This window comes from Dermatophilus sp. B7861-1, assembly GCF_058996045.1.
The window spans coordinates 1,689,333-1,705,208 of the sequence record NZ_CM180082.1 but is presented as its reverse complement, the minus strand read 5'-3'; the positions used below and the strand labels follow the sequence as shown (position 1 = coordinate 1,705,208).

Below are 15,876 nucleotides of genomic sequence, written 5' to 3'. Positions count from 1 at the left end.
CCTATCTGAGCCCTATCTGCCCCGGAGAGTAAATGATGAGCACCACCGCTTCTTTTGGCGTGCGCTTGCGCGCAGCAATGAAACAGTACGGCCCGTTGTGTGTCGGTATTGATCCGCATCCGGGGCTCCTAGAGAAATGGGGCCTGAGCGATGATGTGCACGGGTTGGAGGTTTTTGCCGCGACGTGCGTTGAGGCTTTTGGTGGTTACGTCGCTGCGGTTAAGCCCCAGTCTGCGTTTTTCGAACGGTTCGGTAGTGCAGGTGTTGCCGTTCTGGAAGACACTTTGGCTGGCTTGCGCCAGGCGGGGACGTTGTCGATTCTCGATGTCAAGCGTGGCGATATTGGGTCGACGATGGCTGGATATGCCCAGGCGTATCTGGGTGAACAATCTTCGTTGCGGGCTGATGCGGTGACGGTCAGCCCGTACTTGGGGTACGAGTCACTGCGTCCTGCGCTGGATTTGGCTGAGCAGACCGGTCGGGGAGTGATCGTGTTGGCGTTGACTTCGAACCCGGAAGGTAAGTCGGTGCAGCATGCCAGTACTGCTGATCACAGTGTTGCTGGTGCCATTGTTACTGGTGCTGCTGCCGATAATGCCGCGGCGCGTGACTGTGGTGAATTGGGTCGAGTTGGTTTGGTTGTTGGTGCCACGGTCGGTAACGCTGTTGCCGATTTGGGCATTGATTTAGCTGCGGCGAATGCTCCGATTTTGGCTCCTGGTATCGGGGCACAGGGGGCTACTGGTGTAGATGTGCAGCGGGTGTTTGGTGCAGCTTGTCCGAATGTGTTGGCTAATTCCAGCCGCGGTGTGCTCTCTGTAGGCTCTGATGTGAAAGCTTTGCGCAGCAAAGCTATTGCGACCGCTGAGGAGCTTGCTGAGACGTTGCGGGCGCAGTGAGATGACCCAGGAGTCGTGTTCTGCCGCGAGTGAACCTGTTGGTCCTGCTGCTGACGGTGAGGGGCTCCCTCCTGAGCTGCTCGAGATTCGCCATTCGATTGACAATATTGATGCGGCGATTATGTATTTGCTGGCAGAGCGATTTAAGTGCACGCAGCGGGTAGGTGTTCTCAAAGCCGATTTCAACCTTCCTCCTGCTGATCCAGAGCGGGAGAAAGTGCAGATAGAGCGGTTGAGGGCCTTGGCTGTGGCTGCCAAGTTAGACCCAGGTTTTGCTGAGAAATTCCTCACTTTCGTCGTTGATGAGGTCATTCGGCACCATAAAGCCATCGCCGCAGGTGAGGCGTGAGGGGGTCTAGATGGCTTATCTCCTTGCGCAGGTCGCGGGGCGTCGATAAGTTTCCTTGTGATAGACAGCCTTGTGCGGGTGTGAAGTCGCTCGGTTTGGGGAAATCCGACCGGAAGGCTTTCCGCACATGGGATTGTATGTACAAAATTTGCATACAATCGCGCCGGAGCCGGTCACAGACTCCGCAGTGCCAGTCAATGACAAATCACCCCTCACCTGATGAACGGTGGGGGCTTCAGTCGAGGAGAGACACGTGGCTCTACCCCAGCTCACCCCCGAGCAGCGCGCCGCAGCACTCGAGAAGGCCGCAGAGGCCCGCCGGGAGCGCGCCGAAGTTAAGCACCGCCTGAAGAGCTCTCAGGGGTCCCTGACCGAGGTTATTAAGGAGGGGCAGACCAACGAGATCATCGGCAAGATGAAGGTTTCCGCTCTGCTCGAGTCCATGCCTGGAGTCGGGCGTGTGCGCGCCAAGCAGATCATGGAAGAGATCGGCATTTCTGAAACCCGTCGCGTCCGTGGACTTGGCGCCAACCAGGTCACGGCCCTGCTGGACCGCTTCGGCGAGAGCTGAGGTGTCAGACAGGCGGCGTCTCGTCGTTTTGGCGGGGCCGACAGCAGTAGGTAAGGGCACCATCGCGGCCTATATCCGCGAGCATCACCCTGAGATTCTGCTTTCGGTTTCCGCCACCACCCGCCCTCCGCGTGAGGGCGAGGTGGACGGCGTTCACTACCACTTCCTCGATCAAGAGGATTTCGCCGCTCGAGTCGAGGATGGGGAGTTCCTCGAGTGGGCGGTGGTGCACGGTCAGGCAAGCTACGGAACCCTGCGGGGGCCAGTTGAGGAAGCCCTCGATGCTGGTCGGCCGATGCTGTTGGAGATCGATTTGCAAGGTGCGCGCCAGGTGCGCGCCACGATGCCAGATGCGTTGTTTGTTTTTCTGGAGCCGCCGAGCTGGGATGAGCTTGTTGCTCGTCTTGTGGGGCGCGGCACTGAATCTCCAGCCGAACAGGAAGCCCGACTCGCTACAGCAAGGGTCGAGTTGGCAGCGCGCAGCGAGTTTGATGTGTCGATTGTCAACGACACGGTCGAGCGAGCGGCTGCAGAACTCGTATCATTGATCGATCCCTGATTCCGACGCGCCCTTCTCAGGCGTGCGTGATCTTCACGGTCAACTTTTGATGAGCGGCCACCGTGCGCTCGAGTTGGCCCCATCAGCGATGAAAGGACACTGCGTGGCAGGCACCGTTGCCGATCCAATCGGTATCACCAACCCGCCCATCGACGATCTGCTGGATGTGGCGGAGAGCAAGTACTCTCTGGTCATTTATGCATCCAAGCGTGCACGTCAGATCAATGCCTACTACAGCCAGCTCTCTGAGGGGCTGCTGGAGTACGTGGGTCCGCTGGTCGAAACCGAGGTCCGTGAAAAGCCGCTGTCAGTGGCTTTGCGTGAGATTAACGAAGGTCTGCTGACGTCGACTCCGGTCGAGGCCTGAGCGGTCGAACGAACCGTTCGTCGCGAGGAACGTGGAACGTCTAAAGGCGCGCTTCTCTGATGAGAGGCGCGCCTTTTGACGTCTGTGCTGTGGGTGCACAGTGTTGCGTTGAGAACATGGGATGCGGGGCAAAGAGGAATTGGTGACTGGTATGGACAGCAATGTTGGTGCTGGCCGGCGCGTAGTGCTCGGGGTAGGTGGGGGAGTTGCTGCATATAAGGCAGCTTTGTTGCTTCGCCTATTCACTGAGTCTGGTTTCAATGTGACGGTAGTGCCGACAGATTCGGCACTGCGGTTCGTGGGAGAGCCAACATGGTCAGCCCTGTCAGGAAACCCGGTGTCCTCGCAGGTGTGGGATTCGGTGGAGCAAGTGCGGCACGTGCTACTGGGGCAACGCGCTGATCTGGTGGTGGTGGCCCCAGCTACGGCTGACCTCTTGGCGCGCGCCGCGCACGGCATGGCCGATGACCTGCTGACTAACGTTTTACTCACTGCTTCGGGCCCCGTTGTGATGGCCCCAGCCATGCATACAGAGATGTGGGAGCATCCAGCAACGACTGCGAATGTGAACACCTTGCGCTCCCGAGGGGTGCATGTGCTTGATCCGGCTAGTGGTCGACTCACAGGTAAAGACACAGGTAAAGGACGTCTGCCAGACCCAGAAGACATCTATGCCGCGGCGCTAGAGGTCCTTGAGGGGGCTGAATCGGCAGCTGAGCAGAAACAGCAGCCGTTGCTTGCTGGGCTGCATGTCCTGGTGACAGCGGGCGGCACCAGGGAAGCGATCGACCCGGTGCGTTTTATCGGTAACCGCAGTAGCGGAAAGCAGGGGTATGCCCTGGCGGAGGTCGCTGTGCGCCTAGGTGCGCAGGTCACTGTGGTGGCAGCGAATGTGGCACTGCCTGATCCAGATGGGGCACGCGTCATTTCTGTCGAGTCGGCTGCACAGATGCAAGAGGCTGTCTTGGGGTGCACTTTCGGGGTTGATGAAGCCTCTGGGGGCGACGTTGCGCATGGAGTCGATAACCCGATCGACGTCGTGGTAATGGCAGCAGCAGTCGCTGACTTCCGGCCGCGTTCCATCTCTGAGACGAAAATTAAGAAAACCGATGAGACTGACCCCGCCGCGCAAACGCCCGATGCGCCCACCATCGAGCTCGTACGCAACCCTGACATCTTGGCTGGACTCGTCGCCGAAAGGCGTTCTCGCCGAACCGGACCTCTCCTGGTGGGATTCGCTGCAGAGACAGGTGACAGCGAAGGCACAGTTGTGGATTACGCCCGCGCCAAACTCCGCCGTAAAGGCGTGGACCTTCTCGTGGCTAACGAAGTGGGACACAATCTCACGTTCGGGAAAGACAGTTCCACAGTGCATCTGCTCGCCCCGGACTCAACCGGTGTCGTTACTATCGGACCCGCTGATAAACACGAGATAGCTCACGCTGTCTGGGCTCGGGTCCGTGAGATCCTGAACCAGCCGTAAACTCGAAACAGCGACGTTCGACCGCCGCGAGGGCCAGGTCCCACACCCGCTCTTATGCGGTACGGTACGGCCAGCCATCGCCGTTCGGCCGTCAACCGACGACAACTTCCAGGCGCAATCGACGCCGCCGGAGAGCCGGTGGCAGCAAGGAGAGCATTCGTGTCTCGACTGTTCACGTCCGAGTCCGTCACCGAGGGACACCCCGACAAGATCTGCGACCAGATCAGCGACTCCATCCTCGACGCCATGCTCGAGCAAGACCCCCGCGCTCGCGTGGCGGTTGAGACCATGGTCACAACCGGTCTCGTGCACGTCGCAGGAGAGGTAGCCACCAGCGGCTACGTCGACATCCCCAACTTGGTTCGCCGCACCGTTTTGGGCATCGGCTACGACTCCTCCGTCAAAGGTTTCGACGGTAAAAGCTGTGGCGTAGAGATCTCTATCGGCGAGCAGAGCGCCGACATCGCTCAGGGTGTCGACACCGCCTACGAGACCCGCACCAGCGGTGGCGAAGACCCCTTCGACCGTCAGGGCGCTGGCGACCAGGGCTTGATGTTCGGTTACGCCTGCGATGACACCCCCGAGCTCATGCCGCTGCCGATCTTCCTCGCGCACCGTCTGGCTGAGCGCCTCACCGACGTCCGCAAGTCCGGCAAGATGGAGTACCTGCGCCCCGACGGCAAAACCCAGGTCACCATCGACTACGACGGCGACAAAGCCATCAGCCTGGACACCGTTGTTGTTTCCAGCCAGCACGCCGAAGACATCGACCTCGAGAAACAGCTCCAGCCCGAGATCGAAGCAAACGTCATCCAGCCCGTCCTGGCTGAACTGGCTGACTCCGGCGTAAACCTGGACTGCTCGGACTACCGCACCCTGGTGAACCCCACCGGCAAGTTCGTTGTTGGTGGCCCCATGGGTGACGCTGGCCTGACCGGCCGCAAGATCATCGTCGACACCTACGGCGGCATGGCCCGCCACGGTGGTGGCGCCTTCTCCGGTAAAGACCCGTCGAAGGTTGACCGCTCCGCCGCATACGCCACCCGCTGGGTCGCCAAGAACGTTGTTGCCGCTGGCCTGGCCAAGCGCTGCGAGGTTCAGACCGCCTACGCCATCGGTAAGGCTCAGCCGGTCGGCCTTTACGTGGAGTGCTTCGGTACCGAAACGGTCCCGGTTGAGAAGATCCAAGCTGCGATCACCTCCGTGTTCGACCTGCGCCCGGCCGCCATCGTCGAGCAGCTGGACCTCCTGCGCCCGATCTACCAGGCCACCGCCGCCTACGGTCACTTCGGTCGTACCACCGCTGATGGCGTCGACAACCCCTTCACCTGGGAAAAGACCAACCGCGTCGAAGAGCTTCAGCGCGTCATCCGCGGCTGACCTTTTCGCCGCACAGCCCGCCTAAACCGGGCACCAAACAACGCCGGGAGCCGGTGGCCAGCACGCGACGCGTCAGCCACCGGCTCCCGCGCACACCCTCCAGGTTTTGTGACGGTGCACAACCCAGCAGAGGGCAACACTGACAGTGCAATGCGGTAAAAACGAGATAACACCCACAACCATGCCGATGTGACCGAAGGGGGTGTTTATGGCCAGCGAAGACGCAGCCCCAGATCTGCTTCACATGGGCCTGGACCTGGACACCGGGCCGGTCACAGTCACTAAAAAGACCCACGGGGGCGTTCCCCTTGCGCCTGAAAATCCAGTCGCTCGCGTCGTCGTCAGCCTTGGCCTACCGCAACTAGACCAAACCTTCGACTATCTCGTTCCAGCAACGATGGACCACAGTGCCCAACCAGGTGTACGAGTGTGCGTTCCCTTCTCCGGCCGAGAACTCAACGGATTCCTCATCGAACGCACAGACACCAGCGATCATCACGGCAGCTTCTCTCTCATCCGCCGTGTAGTAGGCAGTGAACAGGTCCTCACCCCTGAAATCCTCACACTCGCCCAAAAGATAGCCCACGCCCACGCAGGCACACTTGACGACGTCCTACGTCTAGCGATCCCACCCCGCCATGCCACCGCAGAACGCGACCTGCCCCTGACAAGACCAAACGACCTTGCCCCGTTACCGCCACCTACCAGCCAACCATGGCAGCACTATCCAGCGGGAGAGCATTTACTGCGGCACCTACGCGAAGGCGACAACCCTGCAGCGGCCTGGGTCGCCTCACCTGGCCTACCACATGACGAAGACTGGCCATACGCGTTCGCGCACCTGGCCGCCGCCACACTCAACTCCGGTCGCGGGGCCCTCATCGTTGCCCCAGACCACCGTGACGTCGCCACCCTGGACACCGCCCTAACCGCCGTTCTCGGGCCAGACCAGCACGTATGCCTCACCGCAAGTCAAGGCCCATCAGCCCGATACACGGCCTGGCTGAAAGTACTCCGCGGCCACGTCCGCTGCGTAGTCGGCACCCGCGCAGCAGCTTTCGCCCCCGTAACCAACCTCGGACTCGTTGCATGGTGGTCCGACGGTGACCACTGCCTAGCCGAACCACATGCTCCCTACCCGCACGTGCGCGACATCCTCCGCACCCGCCGCGAACTCAACAACTGCGCCCTGTTCGTTGGCGGCTGGACACGCACAACCCATACCCAAGCCTGGATCGATGACGGATGGATCCACCCCATCAGTGAAGACCCCACCCAGCGCCGCCACCGAGCCGCCCCCATCACCATCGCCGGTGAACATGCACAAGAAGAGCGCTACGGCCCCGGAGCCCACGCCCGCATCCCCTCACTAGCCTGGCGTGCTGCTAAAGCAGCACTGGCACACGGCCCCGTCCTAGTTCACGTCCCGCGACGCGGATACGTCCCGTCCATCCGATGCACCTCATGCGCGCTGCCTGCCCGCTGCCCCGACTGCCACGGGCCGCTGTCTTTTCCCACCGCTGACGCGCCGCCCACCTGCCGCTGGTGCGCCACGACAGTGCCGCGATACCAATGCCCGGACTGCCACGGCTTTCGACTACGGGCCACTGTCATCGGCAGTGAACGCACCGCTGAAGAACTTGGCCTAGCGTTCCCCGGCGTGCCCGTTCGATTCTCCGTCGGAGCAGACATAAAAGACTCAGTACCCCCCACTCCAGCCTTGGTTGTCGCAACACCAGGAGCCGAACCAGCTGTTGATGGTGGTTACGCAGCCACCATCATCCTCGACGCATGGTCCGCACTTGGGCATGCCTGCCTCGACGTCGGTGAAGAAGCGCTATCCCGATGGATGAGCGCCGCAGCACTCACCCGGCCACGCAGCCGAGGGGGGCGCGTCATACTCGCAGGCGTTCCCGACAGCACTGCACTAACTCCAGTAGAAGCTTTCGTGCGCTGGGCGCCGGAATGGTTTTCCAGTAGAGAACTAGCCGACCGCTGCGGCCTGGACCTGCCTCCGCTCATGTGGCCAGCCAAACTCACCGGCAACTACGGTGCCCTCACTGATGCGTTAAACACCATGCAAACAGACCTCCGTGACACTAATGCCCGCGTTTTTGGCCCCGCCCTGTTAGCCACGGGCGAGAGCAAAGATGAAGACACTCCCGTCTCGGAACGACCCGCAGTTGCCCTAGTAACTTGCGACCTCGAGCATCGAGAGCGTCTGGCTGTCCTCTTGGCTGCGATGCGCGCCACTCGAGCAGCCAGACAGGAACCACAGGTACGTGTTCGCGTTGGGGATGCTGACCTCGAAACCCTGGCCTGAGCGGCGAAGCATCGAACACAACCCCCGTAGACTGAGCGATCGACCTGACCGCCACCAACAACACACGACGCGACCCAACAGCGTGCCGCACCCCGTAGAAACACAGCAGGAAAGCAGGAATTTGATGCGACTTGTCTTCGCTGGCACGCCTGAAGTGGCAGTGCCTTCACTCCAGGCACTCTTGGAATCTGGTCACGAAATCCTCGCCGTTGTCACCCGCCCTGATGCCGCCGCAGGTAGGGGGAAAAGACTCCGCCCCAGTCCAGTGCGGGAAGTCGCTGAAGCTGCCGGTATCGAAGTACTGACGCCTGCCACTCCTTCAGAACCCGAGTTCGTTTCCCGCATGCGTGATCTCGCCCCAGACGCAGCCCCCGTGGTCGCTTTCGGGGGCCTTATCCCACCGGAAGTGCTTTCCATCCCCACACATGGCTGGGTAAATCTGCACTTCTCACTGCTGCCAGCATGGCGCGGAGCCGCCCCGGTGCAGCAAGCCATCATCGCAGGAGACACCGTCACCGGAGCCAGCACCTTCCTCCTCGAAGAAGGCTTGGATACAGGGCCAGTCATCGACACGCTGACTACGCAGATCGGGGAACATGAAACTTCCGGTGAACTGCTGGAGCGTCTTGCTCAGGAGGGAGCTGCTCTACTGGTGTCCTGCCTCGATGCCATCGAGGCAGGAACAGCCACGCCTGTCCCGCAACCAGAGGAAGGCGTCAGTTACGCCACCAAACTCTCACACGAAGATGCGCGACTGGACTGGTCAGTCAGCGCCATCGACCTGGACCGTCGGGCACGGGGCTGCACACCTACCCCTGGGGCGTGGACCTTGTTCCGTGGTGTCCGTTTGAGGGTGGGACAGATGCAGGTCGCGGCCCCTGGCGCTGTCGAAATTCCCGAAGGAGCCGAACCGGGGCGGCTTGTGGTGAGCAAGAGATCAGTCCATGTGGTGACTGGCGATGGAGTTGTTGAGCTGCAGCGGGTTCAGCCAGCTGGAAAGAAAATGATGGTGGCCAGTGACTGGGCGCGCGGCGTCCGTATCGAGGATGGGGAGTTGGTAGGACGATGAGTGACGCGCGTGGTCAGGGCAGGAACGGGGATCGGGGCTTTGAAGGACGAGGGCGAGTGAGGTACGGGGGGCGCGCCCGGGTCAATGATGCCTCGCGTCGTTCTGCGCAGCGCCCTTCGCAACGGTCTCGTCATGGCGATAAAGCACGTTCGGTGGCTTTCCAGGCGATGCGCGCCATCGATGAAGGGGCGTACGCGAACCTGGACCTTCCGGCGCGGCTACGTCGAGCAACGCTGCATCGGCAGGACTACGCGTTTGTCACGGAGCTTGTCTACGGCACTACGCGGATGCGGGGGTTTTATGACGCGGTGATCAGCGTGGCGGGTAGTCGTCGTGTTGAGGAGGTGGACGCGGATGTCTTGGCTGCGTTGCGTTTGGGAGTGCACCAGATTCTTGACATGCGTGTCCCAGTGCATGCGGCAGTCGATGAGACGGTTGCGCTGGTGCGTGGCGAGGTCGGTGTGGGAGCGAGCAAGTTCGCTAATGCGGTGTTGCGGCGGGTTAGTGAGCGCTCGCGGGAGCAGTGGTGCGAGCGTGTTGTTGAGGGGGTGGCGGATGAGGCTGAGCGGTTGGCGGTGTTGTATTCGCATCCGGCGTGGGTGGTGCGTGCGTTGCGGGCTGCGCTGATTGCTCATGGAAGTGTCTCTGGTGTGGATGCTGGGGATGAGGCAGGTGGTCGGGAGACTGTTCAGCAGGCGTTGGTGGAGCTGCTGGAGGCTGATAATGCTGGGGCGAAGGTGGCTTTGGTGGCGCGCCCTGGTTTGGCTGATGTGCAGGAGTTGGTGGAGGCCGGGGGTAAGCCGTTGCCGTTGTCTGCGTATTCGGTTGTTCTTGATGGTGGTGACCCTGGTCGTATTGCGGCGGTGCGTTCTGGGCGTGCGGCGGTGCAGGATCCTGGGTCGGTGTTGCTGCCTCCGGCGTTGGTAGGGGTTCCGGTGGATCCAGTTGCCGGTGGTGGTGAGCGTTGGCTGGATATGTGTGCTGGTCCTGGCGGTAAGGCGGGCTTGTTGGCTGCGTTATCGATTGGGTATCCGGGTGATGTGGCGGTGTTCGCTAATGAGGTGAGTGAGCATCGAGCTGAGTTGGTGGAGCAGGCGGTCTCGGCTGCGCAGGATGCTGGCGCTGAGGTGTTTGTTGGTGTTGGTGATGGGCGTTCTTTGGGTGTGGAGGAGCCTGGTGGGTTTGATCGGGTGTTGGTGGATGCCCCGTGTACGGGGTTGGGTGCGTTGCGGCGCCGTCCGGAGGCGCGGTGGCGGCGTGCTCCGCGGGATGTGGCGGAGTTGGCGCAGTTGCAGGGACAGTTGTTGGATTCAGCGATTGCTGCCACGCGTGCGGGGGGTGTGGTGGCGTATGTGACGTGTAGTCCGCATCCGGTGGAGACGGTGGATGTGGTGCAGGGTGCGCTGGGTCGGAATGCGCATGTGTCTGTGTTGGATGCTCAGCAGTGGGTGCGTGGCGCTGATGGTGAGCAGATTCGGGGGTTGGGTGCGGCACCGTATGTGCAGTTGTGGCCGCATGTGCATGGCACGGATGCAATGTTTTTGGCGTTGCTGCGGGTGGGTGATGTTGCTGGGTGAGGGTGTTGATGGTGGTGGTTGTGTGATCTGAGCGGTTGCGCGAGCGATGGAGCCTTGGGGGTGGGGGTTCTATCGTGGATTTGTGCAGATTTCACCGAGTATTTTGTCCGCGGATTTTGCTCATTTGGCTTCGGAGTTGCAGGCGATTGCGAATGCTGATTGGGCGCATGTGGATGTGATGGATAACCATTTCGTCCCGAATTTGACGTTGGGGTTGCCCATTGTGGAGTCGTTGTTGAAGGTGACTCCTGTTCCGTTGGATTGTCATTTGATGATTGAGGATCCGGATCGGTGGGCGCCGCAGTTCGCGCAGGCCGGTGCGCAGAGTGTGACGTTTCATGCGGAGGCTGCTGCTGATCCGGTGACGTTGGCGCGCGCTATTCGTGCTGCGGGTGCGCGGGCGTCGATGGCGATTAAGCCGGGTACGGATTTTGGTCCGTATGAGGATTTGTTGCCGGAGCTGGACATGGTGCTGGTGATGACGGTTGAGCCTGGTTTTGGTGGCCAGAAGTTTATGGCTGACATGATGCCGAAGGTGGCGCAGGTGCGTGAGGCTGTGCGTCGTCATGGTGGCGATATTTGGGTGCAGGTCGATGGTGGTGTGTCGGCGTCGACGATTGAGCAGTGTGCTGAGGCGGGCGCGGATGTTTTTGTGGCTGGTTCTGCCGTGTATGGGGCGGAGTCTGCGGCTTCGGCGGTGGATGAGTTGCGCGCGTTGGCTAACAAGCACAGGCATGTCTGATGCCTGAGGTTGTGGGGGTTGAGGAGGCGTTGGCTCGGGCGTGCCGGTTGGGTTTGGGGGCTTCGGCTAGTGGTGAGCGTTTTGTGTTGGGTTTGGTGGGGCCGCCGGGGGTGGGGAAGTCCACGTTTGCGCGGGCGTTGATGGAGTCGCTGTGGGGTGATGTGGATGCTGCGTTGTGCGGGATGGATGGTTTTCATCTGGCGCATGAGGTGCTCGCGGCTCGTGGTGATGTGGGTCGTAAGGGGGCGCCGGAGACGTTTGATGCTGAGGGGTATGTGAATTTGTTGCGGCGGTTGCGTGCTCGTGATGAGGAGGTGGTGTGGGCTCCGGTGTATGAGCGGGCGTTGCATAACGGGGTTGCGGGTGCGGTGGGGGTGCCGGCGTCGGTGTCGTTTTTGGTGACGGAGGGGAATTACTTGTTGTTGGATTCGGGGGCGTGGGCGAAGGTGCGTGGTTTGTTGGATGAGGTGTGGTTTGTGCAGGGGGATGAGTCGGTGCGGGTGCAGCGGTTGGTGCAGCGGCATCAGTTGCATGGTCGTTCTGCTGAGGCGGCGTTAGAGCGGGCGACTCGTGGGGTGGATGCGCAGAACGCGGTGTTGGTTGCGGCTACGCGGGATCGGGCGGATTTGGTGGTGGATGTGCGGGGTTGGGAGTGCACTGTTTGTTGAGTGGGTGGGGTGTGGCTGGGTGGGTGGTGGGATAGTGTGATTTGTACGTGCTCCGGGGTCGGTGTAATTCCGAGCCGGCGGTGAAAGCCCGCGAACCGAGTTTCTGCACTCTGTGTGCAGGGTCTTGGCCGATCTGGTGAAATTCCAGAGCCGACGGTGAAAGTCCGGATGGGAGGCAGTGCGTGCGGTGACGCTTGTGGCGCCTGTGTGGTGTCGTTGTGGTGTTGCTGTTGGCGGTTGATGCCGTGCGTGGTCACGTTGGTTGTGGCTGCGTGTTCGGTGCTGGGTCGACTCGTCGTGAATCCCGGAGTGCTGTGTGCGTTGCAGGCTCATCCGGGAGGTTTAGATGGTTGCGGCCGTGGTCGGGGCGCGTGATCTGGTTCATTTGCGTGCCGCGTTGGATGCTGCCGTGTTGGGGCCAGCTGCTGATCCGAATCCTCGTGTGGGTTGTGTGATTACGGATTCGGCTGGGGTGCAGCTGGGGGTTGGGTATCACCGGGGTGCTGGTACGGCGCATGCTGAGGTGGATGCGTTGCTCCGGGTGCGGGAAAGTGGCGTTTCACCGGTGGGGGGGACGGCGTATGTGACTTTGGAGCCGTGTAATCACACTGGCCGGACGGGACCGTGTGCGATGGCGCTGGTGGAGTCAGGTGTGTCTCGGGTGGTGGTGTTGCGTCACGATGCGGGTGTGTTGTCTGGTCGGGGTGCGCAGACGCTGCGTGCTGCTGGGGTGCGGGTGGATAGTGTGCCGCAGTGGTGCCGGGATGCTGGGCAGAGCGATGAGGCGCGGTGTGCGCGGGAGTTGGTGGCTCAGGCTGGTGACTTGGTGCGGGAGTGGGAATTTGCGGTGCTGCAGGGGCGCCCGTGGGTGACATGGAAGTTCGCGGCGACGTTGGATGGGCGTTCGGCAGCGGCTGATGGGTCGAGTAAGTGGATTACTGGTCCGCAGGCACGCGCGGATGTGCATGTGCGGCGTGCAGCGGCGGGGGCGATTGTGGTGGGTACGGGCACGGTGTTGGCTGATGATCCGGCATTGACGGTGCGTGATAGCTCCGGTGGGTTGGTGGGGCGGCAGCCGTTGCGGGTGGTGGTGGGGTGTCGTGATGTTCCTGGTGATGCGCGTGTTTTTATGACTGATCGGTCGGCGCCGTCGTTGTTGCCAGCGCTGCACCTGCGGACGCGGGATCCGCAGGTGGTGGTGGCGCAGTTGCATGCTCGGCAGGTGCGGCATGTGTGGCTGGAGGGTGGACCGACGTTGGCGGCGGCGTTTGTGCGGGCTGGGTTGGTGGATGAGGTGGTGGCGTATGTGGCACCGGCGTTGTTGGGCTCTGGGGTGGGGGCGGTGGGTGATCTCGGTGTTTCTTCGATGAGTCAGGTGCGTCGTTTCGAGTTGTGTGAGGTGGAGCGCGTGGGTGCAGATGTGCGCTGTGTGTTGCGTGTTCCGGGTGCGGTCCACGAGGAGCGAGTCAGTGGTGTTTCGGTTCCGGAAAGGTCGGTTGCGTAGATGTTCACGGGAATTGTTGAAGAGGTTGGTCAGGTCGTTGCGGTGCAGTGGTTGACGGATTCGGCTGTGCTGCGGGTGCGTAGCGCGTTGGCGACTTCGGATGCGTGTCCGGGTGATTCGATCGCGGTCAGCGGTGTGTGCTTGACGGTGGTTGAGGTGGATGGGGACACGTTTTCGGTGGATGTGATGCGTGAGACGTTGCTGCGTTCTTCACTTGATGGGGTGGAGCCGGGGGCGCGGGTGAATGTGGAGCGGGCGATGCCAGTCTCGGGTCGTTTTGGTGGGCATGTGGTGCAGGGGCACGTGGATGGGGTGGGGACTGTGCGTTCGCGCGTGCCGGGGCAGAGATGGGAGGTGGTTGCTTTTGATCTGCCGCAGCAGTTGCAGCGGTATGTGGTGCATAAAGGGTCGATTGCGTTGGATGGGGTGTCGTTGACGGTGAGTGCGTTGACGGCGACGGGGTGTGAGGTGTCGTTGATTCCTACAACTTTGGAGGCGACCACGTTGGGTCAGGTGGAGGTTGGGGACAGGGTGAATGTGGAGGTTGATGTGGTGGCCAAGCATGTCGAGCGGCTGTTGGGTCCGTGTGGCCAGGGTGTGGTGGGGGCGTGATGAGCGTGTCGGCGCAGTCTTTGGTTAATGGTGCCGCGGGGGAGTCCGTGGAGGGTTTGGCTTCTATTGAGGAGGCGCTGGAGGCGCTGCGGGCGGGGCGTCCGGTGTTGGTTTTGGATGACGCGGATCGGGAGAACGAGGGGGATGTTGTTCTAGCTGCAGCGACGGCGGATGCGGCGTGGGTGGCGTGGACTGTGCGGCATTCGTCGGGGTATTTGTGTGCGCCGATGACGCAGGAGCGGGCTGATGCGTTAGGGCTTCCCGCGATGGTGCAGGATAACCAGGATCCGCATGGCACTGCGTATGCGGTGACGGTGGATGCTGCTGTGGGGGTGAGTACGGGTATTTCGGCGGCGGATCGTGCGTTGACGGCGCGGTTGTTGGCTGACCCGCAGGCTGGTCCGCAGGATTTCACGCGGCCGGGGCATGTGGTTCCGTTGCGGGCCCGGCCGGGGGGTGTGCTGGTGCGGGGTGGGCACACGGAGGCGGCGGTGGATTTGTGTCGGTTGGCGGGGTTGCCTGAGGTGGGGGTGATTGGTGAGTTGGTGCATGATTCTGGGGAGATGATGCGGGCTGAGGCGGTGTTGGCTTTGGGGCGTGAGCATCGTCTTGCGGTGATCACGATTGAGGATTTGGTGGCGTATCGGCAGCTGCATGACCGGGTGCGGCCTGGTTCTAGGACGGTGTTGCCGACGGTTCATGGCACGTTCGACATGGTGGGGTATTTGGATGTGTTGACTGGTGCTGAGCATGTGGCGTTGATAGCGCCAGGTCCTGGTGGGGTGGGGGTTGATGCGCAGGGGGTGAGTACGGTGCGGGTGCATTCGGAGTGTTTGACCGGGGATGCGTTTGGGTCGCGGCGCTGTGATTGTGGCCCGCAGTTGGAGGCGTCGATGGCGCGTATCGCCCGTGATGGGGGAGTGGTGGTGTATCTGCGTGGCCACGAGGGCAGGGGGGTTGGTTTGTTGTCGAAGTTGGAGGCGTATGCGCTGCAGGATGAGGGGGAAGACACTGTGGATGCGCAGACGCGGCTGGGGTTGCCGATTGATGCGCGTGAATATGGTGCCGCGGCGGCTGTCTTGGCCGATGTGGGGGTGGACAGGGTGCGCTTGTTGACGGGTAACCCTGCAAAGGTGTCGGCGCTACGGCAGGCAGGTTTTGATGTGGTCGAGTCCGTGTCGGTAGCTACGCCTGTGACCAGTGAAAATGTTCGCTATTTGGAAACGAAGGCTCGCCGTATGGGCCATGACGTGATGGGCATACCGGAGGGCGCAACCTCCGAGGCCGGAAAGGATATGTGATGGCAGGTTTTGGGTCACCAGATTTGGATCACATGGATGGAGCAGGCCTGAAGGTCGCGATCGCCGCAGCCAGTTGGCATGACCAGTTCATGGATGCCCTCATCGCTGGCGCACAGCTGGCATGCGAAGAGGCCGGGGTGGCGGAGCCAACCGTGATCCGTGTGCCCGGAAGTTTCGAACTACCTGTTGTGGCAGCCAAACTCGCGGAGAACCACGACGCAGTCGTGGCGCTTGGGGTAGTGATTCGTGGCGGCACACCACATTTCGAATACGTCGCTCATGCGGTCACGACAGGGCTGACCCGAGTGGCGCTAGACAGCGGAACCCCGATCGGGTTCGGGGTTCTCACGTGCGACAACGAAGCCCAAGCCGCTGACCGTTCCGGCTTGAGCACCTCACATGAATCGAAAGGACACGAGGCCGCGCAGGCAGCAATTGCCACCGCCGTGGCATTACGTGACCTGTAAGCCTT

At 61.6% G+C, this 15,876-nt stretch carries 16 protein-coding genes and 1 riboswitch; all 16 genes read left to right on the top strand.

All coding sequences use genetic code 11. The annotated features are described in order from the left end of the window. Window positions 1-32: 32 nt before the first annotated feature. The 16 genes from pyrF (at window position 33) to ribH (ending at window position 15,871) form a co-directional block, all read left to right on the top strand. Window positions 33-899, top strand: coding sequence for an orotidine-5'-phosphate decarboxylase (gene pyrF / locus AC2T9U_RS07560; RefSeq protein ID WP_493695697.1), 867 nt, complete (start codon window positions 33-35; stop codon window positions 897-899). Window position 900: 1 nt separating this feature from the next. Beyond that, entirely contained in the window at window positions 901-1,248 is a 348-nt protein-coding gene (locus AC2T9U_RS07555; protein WP_115029798.1) for a chorismate mutase, read from the top strand. A 253-nt stretch (window positions 1,249-1,501) separates the two neighbouring features. Beyond that, complete coding sequence (gene mihF / locus AC2T9U_RS07550) at window positions 1,502-1,819, top strand: integration host factor, actinobacterial type (protein WP_028327960.1); 318 nt, start codon at window positions 1,502-1,504, stop codon at window positions 1,817-1,819. Window position 1,820: 1 nt separating this feature from the next. Beyond that, window positions 1,821-2,378 carry a guanylate kinase gene (gmk, locus tag AC2T9U_RS07545; RefSeq protein ID WP_208303201.1) on the top strand — a complete coding sequence of 186 codons (558 nt, stop codon included), beginning with the start codon at window positions 1,821-1,823 and terminating at the stop codon, window positions 2,376-2,378. Window positions 2,379-2,481: 103 nt separating this feature from the next. Beyond that, the gene (gene rpoZ / locus AC2T9U_RS07540; protein WP_028327958.1) at window positions 2,482-2,745 is read left to right on the top strand and encodes a DNA-directed RNA polymerase subunit omega; all 264 of its coding nucleotides are present in this window, start codon (window positions 2,482-2,484) and stop codon (window positions 2,743-2,745) included. 151 nt (window positions 2,746-2,896) lie between these two features. Beyond that, entirely contained in the window at window positions 2,897-4,228 is a 1,332-nt protein-coding gene (gene coaBC, locus AC2T9U_RS07535) for a bifunctional phosphopantothenoylcysteine decarboxylase/phosphopantothenate--cysteine ligase CoaBC (protein WP_493696943.1), read from the top strand. Between the two features lie 159 nt (window positions 4,229-4,387). Continuing rightward, window positions 4,388-5,608 (top strand): methionine adenosyltransferase, encoded by a 1,221-nt coding sequence (gene metK, locus AC2T9U_RS07530; RefSeq protein ID WP_208303202.1) that lies wholly within the window; start codon window positions 4,388-4,390, stop codon window positions 5,606-5,608. A gap of 208 nt (window positions 5,609-5,816) precedes the next feature. Further along, entirely contained in the window at window positions 5,817-7,931 is a 2,115-nt protein-coding gene (locus AC2T9U_RS07525; protein WP_493695696.1) for a primosomal protein N', read from the top strand. A 124-nt stretch (window positions 7,932-8,055) separates the two neighbouring features. Further along, window positions 8,056-9,000 (top strand): methionyl-tRNA formyltransferase, encoded by a 945-nt coding sequence (gene fmt, locus AC2T9U_RS07520; protein ID WP_115029804.1) that lies wholly within the window; start codon window positions 8,056-8,058, stop codon window positions 8,998-9,000. Then, entirely contained in the window at window positions 8,997-10,577 is a 1,581-nt protein-coding gene (locus AC2T9U_RS07515; RefSeq protein WP_493695695.1) for an RsmB/NOP family class I SAM-dependent RNA methyltransferase, read from the top strand. The genes fmt and AC2T9U_RS07515 overlap by 4 nt, the downstream gene beginning before the upstream one ends. 82 nt (window positions 10,578-10,659) lie before the next feature. Continuing rightward, a complete protein-coding gene (gene rpe, locus AC2T9U_RS07510; RefSeq protein ID WP_208303205.1) occupies window positions 10,660-11,319 on the top strand; it encodes a ribulose-phosphate 3-epimerase in 660 nt (219 codons plus the stop codon). Further along, window positions 11,319-11,987, top strand: a complete 669-nt coding sequence (locus tag AC2T9U_RS07505; protein ID WP_493695694.1) for a nucleoside/nucleotide kinase family protein — start codon at window positions 11,319-11,321, stop codon at window positions 11,985-11,987. The genes rpe and AC2T9U_RS07505 overlap by 1 nt, the downstream gene beginning before the upstream one ends. 43 nt (window positions 11,988-12,030) lie before the next feature. Further along, window positions 12,031-12,173: riboswitch (FMN riboswitch) on the top strand. 160 nt (window positions 12,174-12,333) lie between these two features. Then, a complete protein-coding gene (gene ribD, locus AC2T9U_RS07500; protein ID WP_493695693.1) occupies window positions 12,334-13,491 on the top strand; it encodes a bifunctional diaminohydroxyphosphoribosylaminopyrimidine deaminase/5-amino-6-(5-phosphoribosylamino)uracil reductase RibD in 1,158 nt (385 codons plus the stop codon). Next, window positions 13,492-14,103 (top strand): riboflavin synthase, encoded by a 612-nt coding sequence (locus AC2T9U_RS07495; protein ID WP_493695692.1) that lies wholly within the window; start codon window positions 13,492-13,494, stop codon window positions 14,101-14,103. It abuts the gene before it with no gap. Continuing rightward, complete coding sequence (gene ribB, locus AC2T9U_RS07490; protein ID WP_208304369.1) at window positions 14,103-15,404, top strand: 3,4-dihydroxy-2-butanone-4-phosphate synthase; 1,302 nt, start codon at window positions 14,103-14,105, stop codon at window positions 15,402-15,404. The genes AC2T9U_RS07495 and ribB overlap by 1 nt, the downstream gene beginning before the upstream one ends. Then, on the top strand, window positions 15,404-15,871 hold the full coding sequence (gene ribH / locus AC2T9U_RS07485) for a 6,7-dimethyl-8-ribityllumazine synthase (RefSeq protein ID WP_493695691.1): 468 nt from the start codon (window positions 15,404-15,406) through the stop codon (window positions 15,869-15,871). The genes ribB and ribH overlap by 1 nt, the downstream gene beginning before the upstream one ends. Window positions 15,872-15,876: the final 5 nt, after the last annotated feature.